The 11,181-nt window shown below is 68.0% G+C and carries 8 protein-coding genes and 1 pseudogene; 7 read left to right on the top strand and 2 right to left on the bottom strand.

Annotated elements, in window-relative coordinates; translation table 11 throughout:
• Positions 1-292: pseudogene (locus ACWGJY_RS33120) on the top strand (DUF4232 domain-containing protein); the annotation flags it as partial.
• 136 nt (positions 293-428) lie between these two features.
• Here the strand turns inward: ACWGJY_RS33120 and ACWGJY_RS33115 are convergent.
• On the bottom strand, positions 429-1,307 hold the full coding sequence (locus ACWGJY_RS33115) for a thiamine pyrophosphate-binding protein (RefSeq protein ID WP_453264574.1): 879 nt from the start codon (positions 1,305-1,307) through the stop codon (positions 429-431).
• Positions 1,308-2,428: 1,121 nt separating this feature from the next.
• Between ACWGJY_RS33115 and ACWGJY_RS33110 the strand changes: the two genes are divergently transcribed.
• Together ACWGJY_RS33110 and ACWGJY_RS33105 are read left to right on the top strand one after the other, a co-directional pair.
• Entirely contained in the window at positions 2,429-3,493 is a 1,065-nt protein-coding gene (locus ACWGJY_RS33110; protein ID WP_453264573.1) for an aromatic ring-hydroxylating oxygenase subunit alpha, read from the top strand.
• The gene (locus ACWGJY_RS33105) at positions 3,483-4,787 is read left to right on the top strand and encodes an MFS transporter (RefSeq protein ID WP_453264572.1); all 1,305 of its coding nucleotides are present in this window, start codon (positions 3,483-3,485) and stop codon (positions 4,785-4,787) included. Before ACWGJY_RS33110 ends, ACWGJY_RS33105 begins: the two co-directional genes overlap by 11 nt.
• A 229-nt stretch (positions 4,788-5,016) precedes the next feature.
• Here the strand turns inward: ACWGJY_RS33105 and ACWGJY_RS33100 are convergent, their stop codons facing one another.
• Positions 5,017-5,601, bottom strand: a complete 585-nt coding sequence (locus tag ACWGJY_RS33100) for a MarR family winged helix-turn-helix transcriptional regulator (protein WP_453264571.1) — start codon at positions 5,599-5,601, stop codon at positions 5,017-5,019.
• Between the two features lie 259 nt (positions 5,602-5,860).
• On the opposite strand from ACWGJY_RS33100, the gene ACWGJY_RS33095 reads away from it, so the two are divergent.
• From ACWGJY_RS33095 to ureC, 4 genes are all read left to right on the top strand, one after another.
• Positions 5,861-6,931 carry an alkene reductase gene (locus ACWGJY_RS33095; protein ID WP_453264570.1) on the top strand — a complete coding sequence of 357 codons (1,071 nt, stop codon included), beginning with the start codon at positions 5,861-5,863 and terminating at the stop codon, positions 6,929-6,931.
• 85 nt (positions 6,932-7,016) lie between these two features.
• Positions 7,017-7,652 carry a quinone oxidoreductase family protein gene (locus ACWGJY_RS33090; RefSeq protein WP_453264569.1) on the top strand — a complete coding sequence of 212 codons (636 nt, stop codon included), beginning with the start codon at positions 7,017-7,019 and terminating at the stop codon, positions 7,650-7,652.
• A 789-nt stretch (positions 7,653-8,441) separates the two neighbouring features.
• Positions 8,442-9,143, top strand: a complete 702-nt coding sequence (locus ACWGJY_RS33085; RefSeq protein ID WP_453264568.1) for an urease subunit gamma — start codon at positions 8,442-8,444, stop codon at positions 9,141-9,143.
• Positions 9,144-9,148: 5 nt separating this feature from the next.
• A complete protein-coding gene (ureC, locus tag ACWGJY_RS33080) occupies positions 9,149-11,152 on the top strand; it encodes an urease subunit alpha (protein WP_453264567.1) in 2,004 nt (667 codons plus the stop codon).
• Positions 11,153-11,181 lie beyond the last annotated feature (29 nt).

Raw genomic sequence — 11,181 nt, 5'->3', positions numbered from 1 at the left:
CCCGTCCGTCAAGCTCGGCGACGACGCCACCGCACTGCCGCACTCGAAGAAGGACAACCCCGGCGGCACCAAGCACATCACGCTCCAGCCCGGCGCCAAGGCATACACCGCGGTGAACCTCTTCGACTACGGCTCGAACCACCACACAGCCCAGTCGTTCGCCCTCGCACTGCGCGGCACCGACGGCCACAACGGCCCCTCCTACTCGGTCGACATCAAGGGCAAGACGCAGTTCAGCTGGAACGAAGCCGACGTGCTGAACTGGAACACCAAGAAGCCGTACGACTTCTGACGGTCCGTCCGCCCACTGGCACGTCATCCCGGGCACACGTCCAAGCCCAGAACAGATGCAGGACGGGCGACAGGGCCGGCCGGCGAAGAGTCGGTCCTGGCGAGGGAACCCGGACGCCTCGCACAGCTCATCGTCATCACGGAACTGATGCAGCCGGCATCGCGCGCAGACCGTCCGGACTCGTCGCCCTCTCCGCACTCTTGCTACCGACACCACCGGTGTCGGCAACAGCGAAATTGCCGATGTCCTCGATCGAGGAGGTCACTTCGATGACGTTCCGTGCGCCGGAGAGGCGAGCGCCCCACGCATTGGTGTTCCACTGCGACGGCCGGCAGCCCAGCAGCACCGTCTCCGGGGGCTGTCGCGTGAAGCGGTCGATCGCCCGCAGAATGCCCGAGTAACCGAAAACGCCGACGTTGTTCGGGTGGCTCTCGGGGAACGCCCCCTTTGCGTCCACGGTGGACCCGACAAGGACGGCATGGGACTCCGACAGCCGGGTCAGCAGGGCGCGTACGTCCCGCTTGTTGGCGTTCGAACCGACCAGCACGGCGACACTCGCCGAGGCGCTGATCGTGGCGATCGTGCGATCGAGTTCCTCCTGGGCGCACATCAGGCGCGGGGTGGACAGCGTCCTCGTGCGCACAGCGGGCTCGGCCGTTTCCGCGAACAACACATCGGCGGGGTAGGAAAGATACGCCGGCCGGGTGGGGCACTCGACGAGCTTCTTCAGCGTGATGTTCCAGTACCTGATCGGCTGCACGGCACTGCGTGCCTGCAGCGACGAGCTGGTCACCGGAGTCAGCATCGCTGCCATGTCGAGACCCGTCGGCGTCACGCCCTGCAAGGCGTCGTGGGCGTCAAAACCCGTGGGAATGTGGCCCGACAGCAACAGGACCGGTGATCGTTCCGCGTTCGTATTGACGAGTCCGCCGACGGTATTGGCCACACCCGGGCCGTCGAGGGCGATCACCGCACCGAATTTCTCCGAGGCCCTGGCATAGCCGTCGGCCACCATCGCCCCGGCGACAGTCCGAGGGCAGGAATCGGGTGGAGAGCGCGCACCACTCCTCGTCGGAGATATTCGTTTCCGAAATCTTCCTGCCGTTGATGCCCAGGCCGTGGCCGACCTCCACCCACTCAATCCCAGCCGCGGTCACGGCGGAGAGCACGGTCTCGACCGTTTCGGGATCGAACCGGAAGTTGACCGAGTACGAGCCGTCGCGGAGGGTGCAATCCATGAAGGTGCGCCGGTGCGGCTGGAGGTCAAGGGGTATGCACTGCTGATCCATCGGTGGTGCATCCTTTCTCGTTGAATGCCGATTGGCAATGTGATAGGCGTATGACAAAACGGGGATGGGGGCGAGTGAGGGAAGCCGGCAGCAAGCGCTCGGGCGCCCGCGATGCCGCACCTCAGAAACGCGACCGGATATGCGGCCGTATAGGTGCGGAAATTTCCCCAAGTGACGGCGGCAAAAATGCCGCACCGCAAAGAGGGGTGCCGGAGCCGTAGAGGAAAAGCTCTCCTACGGTTACGCGGCGCACTCATCGGTGAAGTTGCGTCGAGCCGTTCATGGTTTCCGCTTCAGTGCGCGGCGCCGCAGGGGATTGCGCCGGTGCGGCGGCCGGTCCGGACTGTCTTCCATCCACGGGAGGGGAGCGCTCTTTTTGGCCTCGCATCGAATATTTCAAGTTGCGTTCCGGCATCGCCCCCCGAGGGGATTTATTGGCGTTTCGAGGTTGCCTCACGCACCCCATCCGGTCGCGGCCTTCGCAGCTCCGGCAGGGCCTGCGGAGTGGGCCGTGAGGCTCGGCGCCCCCGCTCCGGGTGGCTGCCCGTGCGCGTTATGGCACGGCGACTCATCCGGCCGATTCCGCTCGGCGCCGGCATCTCTCCCGTCCTCTCGCCGGGAGCCCTCTCCCGATGTTTTCCCGACCCGATAGAGCGATATGAGTCGACTTACCCGAATTTTAAACTGCCTTGATCAGCGAAAGTGACCGCGGTTAGCCTGCGCCACGCCCAGATCACGCCAACGGAAAGTCATATTCGCCATGCGGAAGCCTGCTGACATTTTTGATCCGTCCCACTACGCGCGCACCCGATTGCCCCGTGAACAGGCCGAAACGCTGCCGCATTGGGTGTACACGGATGAGGCGTGGTTCCAGCGGGAGATGGACACCATGTTCCGTCCCGCATGGCACTTCGCCGGTCTGGCCTCCTCGGTTTCCGGGCCCGGCGATTTCATGACCCTCCGCCTGCTGGACGAGCCGTTACTGATCGTGCGCGGTGACGACGGGGAGGTGCGGGCCTTCCGCAACTCGTGCCGGCACCGCGGCGCACCCGTGACCGACCAGCCGTCCGGCTCCTGCCGGGGCCTGCGCTGCCCCTACCACTCCTGGACGTACAGCCTGGAAGGCGTCCTCAAGCACGCGCCCGGCCTGGAGGGCTACGGCCGAGAGGAACTGGCGGGGCTCGGCAAGGACCTCTTGCAGGTTCCCTGCGGCATCCGGGAGGGCCTGATCTTCGTCCACGTGGGCGACCCGGCTTCCTCTCCCACCCTGGACGCCTATCTCGGCAACTATCTGTCCACCGTCGCCGCACCGCATCGCACTGCGGAGATGGTCGCCGTCCAAGAGCGCGAATACGTCCTGGACTCCAACTGGAAGCTCTATGTCGAGGTGGACATGGAGACCCTGCACACCAAGCACATCCACCGCGGGTCGATAGGCGAGCAGCCCGTCACCGTGTCGGAGTCCGAGGGCCACTGGATCGGTGTTTACCACGAGTCGCCCCACACACCCGCTCTGTACCCGGGCGAACGGGACAGCGGCTTCCCCCACATCGAGGGGCTGACCGGCAAGGCCGCCCGCGGCACGCATTTCTCGATCCTGCTGCCCGGCTTCTTCCTCGTCACCGCACAGGACGTCATGTGGTGGATCCACAAGATCCCTGACTCCGCGACCCGCACCCGGGTCCGCGTCGGCTACTCCTTCCCCGCGTCGACCCTGGAACGCGAGGACTTCGACGAGGTCTCCAAGCACTACTACAAGCGGCTCAACCAAGTCGTCGAAGAGGACGACTGGATCACCGAATACCAGCAGAAGGGACTCAATGCCTCGACGCCCGGCTGCTACGTTCCCGAAGAGCACGTCGTGCACCGCCTGGACAACTGGATCCTCGACCAGGTTCTCCATGCCGGCTGAACGCCGCTTCCACGTCATGCGGTGGAGCGGCTACACCGTTCTCACCGCCTGCTTCCTGTCGGGCTTCTTCTATCGGTTCGCGCCGGCCACGTTCGCCCAGTCACTGAGCGCGTCGCTGGGCGCGTCCGCCGCACAGCTCGGCGTGCTCGCCGCGTGGCACTTCTGGGTGTACACCGCGGCGCAGATCCCGGCGGGCCTGCTGGTCGACCGCTGGGGAACGCGCCTGTGCGTCGCCGCGGGCTCCTTCGTGACCGCGGTGGGCGCTGCCGCACAGGCAACGGCGCACAACCTGCTCCAGGCGTCGTTGGGGCCGGTGCTGACCGGGCTCGGGCTATCGGTGGTCTTCGTCGGTGTGATGAAGAACAATGCGGAGTGGTTCTCCGCCCGGCACTACGGCGCCATCACCGGCCTCACGATGCTGCTCGCCAACATCGGAAGCGTCCTCGCCGGCAGCCCCTCCGCCTGGCTGCTCCAGCACCTGTCGTGGCGGACCATCTTCGCCTCGGCCGCGGTCATCTCGTTCCTGCTGGCGGCATCGGTCCTGCTGCTCGTACGCAACCGTCCCGGCACAACCACCGCCCCCGCACCGCGCACCGGCGGCTCGTCCGCCGGTGCCTGGCGAAGCATCAGACACGTTCTCGGGCGACGGGAGCTGTGGCCGGTCTTCTGGTGCACCATCGGGACCAACGGGACCTTCTACGCCTTCTCCGGCCTGTGGGGCGTCCCCGTACTGACCGACGGTTTCCACCTCTCCAATTCCCACGCGGCCCTGTACACCACGCTCGCCCTCGCCACCTACGGCATCGGCTCTTTCTTGATCGGCCTCCTGTCGGACCGGATCGGACGGCGCAAGCCGCTCCTGCTGGCCTCCTCCGCCGCCGCGCTCGCCGGCTGGCTCCTGCTGGGACTCGCCCCGTGGCGGCCCGGCTGGAGCGGCCTGGCGCTCTACCTGCTCGTCGGCCTCGCCGCCTCGCAGGTCACCGTGTCCTTCGCCACCCTCAAGGAGTTGGTGCCCAACAGCATCTCCGCCACAGTCCTGGCGGTGGCCAACACCGGAGTCTTCGCCGCCTCCGCCGCGATCCAGCCGCTCTTCGGCTGGATCGTCGACCTCACGCACCCTGCGGCGGGCCCACCTGATCTGCACGGCTACCGCCTGGCCCTGCTGCTCCCCGTCGCCTTCAGCGCAGTGGGACTCCTCGGCGCGCTGCGTGCCAGGGAGACGTGGTGCCGCAATCTCCCGGAGGAATCCCCGGCGCCGCGAACGACACAACCTGCCGACCCCCTCACCGGCTGAACCGGGCCGTCGCGGCGGCCCGGTTCAGCCGGTCGTGGCGACGGCCGCGCCGGTGTCGTGCCGGATGAGGCCGGAGGGCATCCGGCGCGCCCCGGGAGAGGGTGCGCCGTGGGATCTCGGCGAGTGCCTGCCGGCGGCGAGCGCCGCACCGGGGCACGGCCATCCGGGAAGTGTTGGACGTAGAGATTCCAGGGCGTCGGCAACACTGCGGGTAGACGCTGATGTGTCGTCAATCTCCTTTGCCGGCATCCCTTTTGCTGCCATTGCAGCCGTCGAGGCGCTCATTCCCCCCGCATGCCCCGTCAGGATCAGCGGCAGCCTGGACGAGGTTCTGTTCCAGGCGTTCGAGGGTGTGCAGGGCGGCGGTTCGCTCGTCGGCGGAGAGGCCCGCCGTGGAGAGGTCCTCCAGGTGGCTCCAGACCTGCTCGACCTCGCGGCGCAGGGCATGGCTGGCCGCCGTGGGTTCGATGAGTGAGGCGCGCTTGTCGGTGGGCGAGGGGCGGCGGCGGACGAAGCCGGCCTGCTCCAGGCGCCGGACGGTGCGGGTCATGGTGGCGGCGTCGGAGTCCATCAGCCGCACCAGGTCGGCCTGCCTCTGGGGGCCGAGCTCCCACAGGTGCATCATCACCAGCTCCTGGCCCGGGTGCAGGCCGATCCGGCGCAGCAGTTGTCCGGCGAACATGCGGTGCAGGCGGGCCAGGCGGAAGATCGCGTGACTGACCGGCCCGCCGCCGGCCGCGGCCGGTACCGGAACGGTGACCTCCCGCCCCGCCTCTGCGGGGCCCTTCCCGGCTTCCGGTGTGGACTGCGTCATCCGAACCTCACTTTCCTGCTTAGGCAGCATAAGCCTACCTTCCGACACCTTCCGACGCGATGCCCGGCGGCACCTACGCCGCTACCTGGGCACATACGGACCGGCAGCACTGTGTTACGTGCTTCACATGGGAAAGCGGGAAGGGATTCGGGGCAGTTAACTGTTCGGACAGGTGATTTACTTGTTCAGGCAGGCATCTGCTGGTGCGGGCTCGTGAGCGCCCGGCCGCGGAGCACCACTCACCCGGAGGAAGAGACCCATGACCACTGCTTTCGATCCGATCGCCCTGGGCGGCAAGCGCCTGGCGAACCGCCTCGTGATGGCGCCGATGACCCGCAGCCGCGCCTACGGTCCCGGCGCCGAGCCCACCGAGCTGGTGGCGACGTACTACGCGCAGCGGGCCGCCGCCGGGCTGATCGTCACGGAGGGCATCCAGCCCTCGCCGCTCGGCCAGGGCTACCCCGACACCCCCGGCCTGCACACGCCCGGCCAGGTGCGGGCCTGGCGGACGGTGACCGATGCCGTGCACCGCGAGGGCGGTGCGATCTTCGCGCAGCTGATGCACACCGGCCGGATCGGGCACCCGAGCCTGCTGCCCGACGGGCTGGTGCCGGTGGGGCCGTCGGCGGTGGCCGCCGAGGGGCGGGTCTACACCCACGAGGGGCCGAAGGAGTTCGTGACGCCGAAGGAGCTGAGCGAGGCGGAGATCCGGCAGACCGTCGCCGACTTCGCCGACGCCGCCCGCAACGCGGTCGAGGCCGGGTTCGACGGCGTGGAGCTGCACGGCGCCAACGGCTACCTGATCCACCAGTTCCTCGCACCCAACACCAACCGCCGCACCGACGCCTGGGGCAACACCACCGAGGGCCGGATCCGCTTCGCCGTCGAGGTCGTCACCGCCGTGGCCGAGGCGATCGGCGGCGACCGGCTGGGCCTGCGGATCTCGCCCGGGAACCAGTTCAACGACATCTCCGAGGACACCCCGGACGAGGTCTACCTCGCCCTGCTGGACCGGCTCGCCGGCCTGGACCTCGCCTACCTGCACCTGATGGAAGGGCCGAACCGCGACCTGACCCCGCGGCTGCGCAAGAGCTGGCCCGGCACGTTCGTCCTCAACCCCTTCACCTACCCCGACGCCACCGGCCCCGACGCGCTGGGGCTGATCGAGGACGGGAGCGCGGACATGGTGGCCTACGGGGCGCTGTTCCTGGCCAACCCCGACCTGCCCCGGCGTCTCGCCTCCGGCGGTCCGTTCAACGACCCCGACAAGGCCACCTTCTACGGCGGCGACCACCGCGGCTACACCGACTACCCCACCCTCACCGCCTGACCGGCGACTGTGCCGAGGCAGCCGCACAGTCAGTCACAGCGCGTGCGGTCCCTCTCCGCTCGCCCCCCTACCCCGGGAGTTTCCGATGTCCAAAGCAATCACCTTCTCCGAGTACGGCGCGCCCGAGGTGCTGCGGCCGTCGGAGGTCACCCCGCCACAGCCCGCGCCGGGCCAGGTCCGGATCCGGGTGCGGGCCGCCTCCGTGAACCCCCTCGATCTCAAGATCCGTTCCGGTCTGATGGCGAAGGCCGCTCCGGCACACTTCCCCGTGGTCCCCGGCCTGGACGCGGCCGGTGTCGTCGATGCCGTCGGCGAGGGAGCCGGTGCGGCCGTGGGGGACGAGGTCCTCGGTGCCACCGTCGGCGGCAGCTACGCCGAGTACGCCCTGCTGGAGCGGCCGGTGGCCCGGCCCCGGGCCCTGTCGTGGGAGGCCGCCGCCTCGCTGGTCACGGTTGGCGAGACCGCCTCCCGCGTCCTGCGGCAGCTGGGTGCGCAGGCCGGGCAGACCCTGCTCGTCCACGGCGCCGCGGGCAGTGTGGGCACCATCGCGGTGCAACTGGCCGTCGCCCGCGGCATCACCGTCGTCGGGACCGTCGGCGAGCACGACGTCGAGCGCCTCTCCGCGCTGGGCGCCACCGCGGTCTGTTATGGCGACGGCTGGGCGGAGCGGGTGAAAGCCGCGGCCCCCGCCGCCGTCTCGCCGTCTCGCCGCCGGAGCTGACGAGGCGGCCCGGGGCCGCAGCCGCCCCGGCCGGCCGCGGCCCGCCCTCCGTTCCCGGTCACCTACTTGAGAGCCCGCGTTGCCACAAGGGCGTGAACGGCGCACTGCGTCATCGATCTTGCCCCCACGCTCCGGCGACACAGCACATCCACTCCATTACTTTTCGTGAGCGGGGGTTCGCGGACGCGATCCTCCCATCGGAGGTGGAGCATGCGGCGTGCCGTCACGGCCGTCATCGCCGAGGGCATCGGCCTTTCGCCGGTGCTTGGAGCTGCGGGTACGGACGCAGCCCCACTCGCGACACCACCACCGTGACTCGGACTCCATGCGAGCCCGGCGGCAGTCATGTGCGGTTCGGCGCAATTGCCGTCAATTACCGCAGTGGTGACTGCGACAGCCGGCTCATCGGCGCCATGCGATCACAGTGCGCCCCGCGAATTCCGGCGGGGCGCCTGCTCAAGGATCGCTGCCGACAGCGCTCTGAGCCTGGCCCGTGGTGGCGGGGGCGAGACCGCGCCCCTGATCCGGTCGGTAGGGGTGCCGTGATCCGGTCGGTAGGGGTGTCGTGATCCGGTCGGCGGGGGTGTCGCCACTCCCGCCCGGAATTACCGGAATGAACCATCGGACTGTCGACATGCGACAGAGGTCGGCCGTGTCCGCATCAGTGCTGCCGCGCCCGTAACAGTCTGGCTGTCTTCACACCCTGACTGCTGATGGCGCGTCGCCGGCACCCCGGAGCAAGAGCCCCAGTGCACAAGCTTTGGGGTAGGGCAAACGCAGGACGGGACCATGCATCTGACTCCACATGAGCAAGAACGCCTGATGATTCATTTGGCGGCGGATGTCGCCGGGAAGCGTCGGGCTCGGGGGGTGCGACTCAACTACCCCGAGACGATGGCGCTGTTGATCGTGCATGTCCTTGAGGGGGCTCGGGACGGCAGGACCGTCGCCGACCTCATGTCTTCCGGGCGGAAGGTGCTGACCCGGGAGGAGGTCATGGAAGGCGTGCCCGAGATGATCGAGAACGTGCAGGTGGAGGCCACGTTCCCGGACGGCACGAAGCTGGTCACCCTCCACGGCCCCTTTCCTGAAGCGGGCAAGGACGAAGAACCGACCGTCTGGCCGGGGAAGGTGGACTTCTCCTCCCGGGAGGGAGACGAGGTGGTGGTCTTCAACAAGGGCCGCAAGGTCACAAAGCTGAAGGTCAAGAACCCGGAGGACCGCCCCATCCAGGTCGGTTCCCACTATCACTTCGCCGAGGCCAACGACGGGCTGAAGTTCGAACGGAAGACCGCGTGGGGCATGCGTCTGAACGTCCCCGCCGGCAGCTCCATCCGCTTCGAGCCCGGCATCGAGCAAGAGGTGGAGCTCGTGCCCATCGAGGGCGAGCAGGTGGTCCACGGTCTGCGCGGCAAGGTCAAGGGACTGCCCGAGAAGATCAAGGGCTCGCTCAGAAACACCAGGGGTTCGTTCGAGAAGAAGCAGGTGTGAATTCCATGGCTCGGTGCCCCGACTGCTCCTGTTGCCAGGAAGAGCTGACGCCCTTCGCCCCCCTGCCCCGCGCCGCGTACGCGGACCGGTTCGGCCCGACGACCCGCGACCGCATCCGCCTCGCCGACACGGCGCTGCAGATCAAGATCGAGGACGACTGGTCCGGCGGTCCCGAACGCAGCGGCAACGAGATGGTCTTCGGTGGTGGCAAGGTGATCCGGGAATCGATGGGGCAGTCCATCGCGCCGCGTGACCCCGGCGTCACCGACAAAGCAGCCGGCAGCCGTGTCCTGCCCCCTGACACCGTCATCACCGGGGTCGTCGTGCTGGACCACTGGGGCATCGTCAAGGCCGATGTCGCCATCCGTGACGGCAACATCGTCGCGCTCGGCAAGGCGTACAACCCCGAGACCATGAACCCCCTGCACGAGAACGCCGACAGCCACAACGGCATCGGCCCGACGCCCACCGACTTCGTCATCGGTCCGGACACCGAGGTCATCGCGGGCAAGGACAGGATCCTCACCGCCGGCGGCATCGACACCCATGTCCACTTCATCTGCCCCGACCAGATCGATGAGGCACTGGCCGCGGGTGTCACCACCCTCATCGGCGGCGGCACGGGACCGGCGGAGGGCAGCACCGCCACCACCGTCACACCCGGAGCCTGGCACCTCGACCGCGCCTTCGAGTCGCTGGACGCGTTCCCGGTCAACATCGGGCTGCTCGGCAAAGGCGCCACCATGTCGAAGAAGTCGATGGAAGACCAGGTGAACGCCGGCGTCATCGGGTTCAAGGTGCACGAGGACTGGGGTGCCACCCCGGCCGTCATCGGCCAATGCCTGGAGGTCTGCGAGGAGACCGGCGTCCAGCTTGCGCTCCATGCCGACTCGCTGAATGAGGCCGGCTTCGTCCAGGACACCATCGACGCCATCCAGAACCGGTCCATCCATGTCTTCCACGTCGAAGGCGCCGGCGGCGGACACGCGCCCGACATGATCAAAATGGTGCAGGAGGGCAACGTACTGCCCGCCTCCACCAATCCCACCCGCCCGCTGACCGTCAACACGGTCAAGGAGCACTTCGACATGGTGATGGTCTGCCATCACCTCAACCCGAAGGTCGAGGAGGACCTGGCCTTCGCGGACTCCCGGATCAGGCCCTCCACGATGGCCGCCGAGGACATCCTGCACGACCTCGGCGCCATCTCGATCATGTCCTCGGACGCCCAGGCCATGGGCCGTATCGGCGAGATGATCATGCGCACCTGGCAGACCGCGCACGTCATGAAGGTACGCCGCGGCTTCCTGGCGGAGGACCTGCCGGAGGACAAGGCGGAGGACAAGGCGGAGGACAAGGCGGAGGTGGAGGACAAGACACCGGAGCCTGAGCTGCCGCCGGCCGACAACAGGCGCGCCCGTCGTTACGTCGCGAAGTACACCATCAACCCGGCCATCGCCCAGGGAATCGACAAGGTGGTCGGATCGGTGGAGACCGGCAGGCTGGCCGACCTGGTGCTGTGGGAGCCGAAGTTCTTCGGCGTCAAGCCGCACATGGTCATCAAGGGCGGACAGATCGCGTACGCGCAGGTGGGTGACGCCAACGCTTCCATCCCCACCCCCCAGCCGGTCCTGCCGCGCCCCATGTGGGGAGCCACCGGCCTGGCGCCCGGTGCCATCTCCTACAACTTCGTCACCCAACGGGCCATCGACAACTTCGCCGCCCAAGAGGCCGACGACGCCGCAGGCAAGAAGGCCGACGGCAGTGAGCGCTCCGAACGGCGCAAGCTGAACAAGGAGTTCAAGGCCATCACCAGCACGCGCGGCGTCTTCAAGAAGGACATGAAGGAGAACAACGCCACCCCCGACGTCCGTATCGACGCCGACACCTACGAGGTCATCATCGGCGGCGCGAAGGTGACGGATGTGACGACATTCGTCGAAGACCAGATCGTCGACCGTGCCTACGTCTGCGAACTGCCCCTGGCACAGCGGTACTTCCTCTTCTGAGTCCCGAAAGGGCACCACTCGGTGACGCG

Source organism: Streptomyces sp. NPDC054765, from assembly GCF_053612065.1.
Note: the sequence above shows the minus strand (reverse complement) of the source record. Positions and strands in the feature narration are given on the sequence as shown.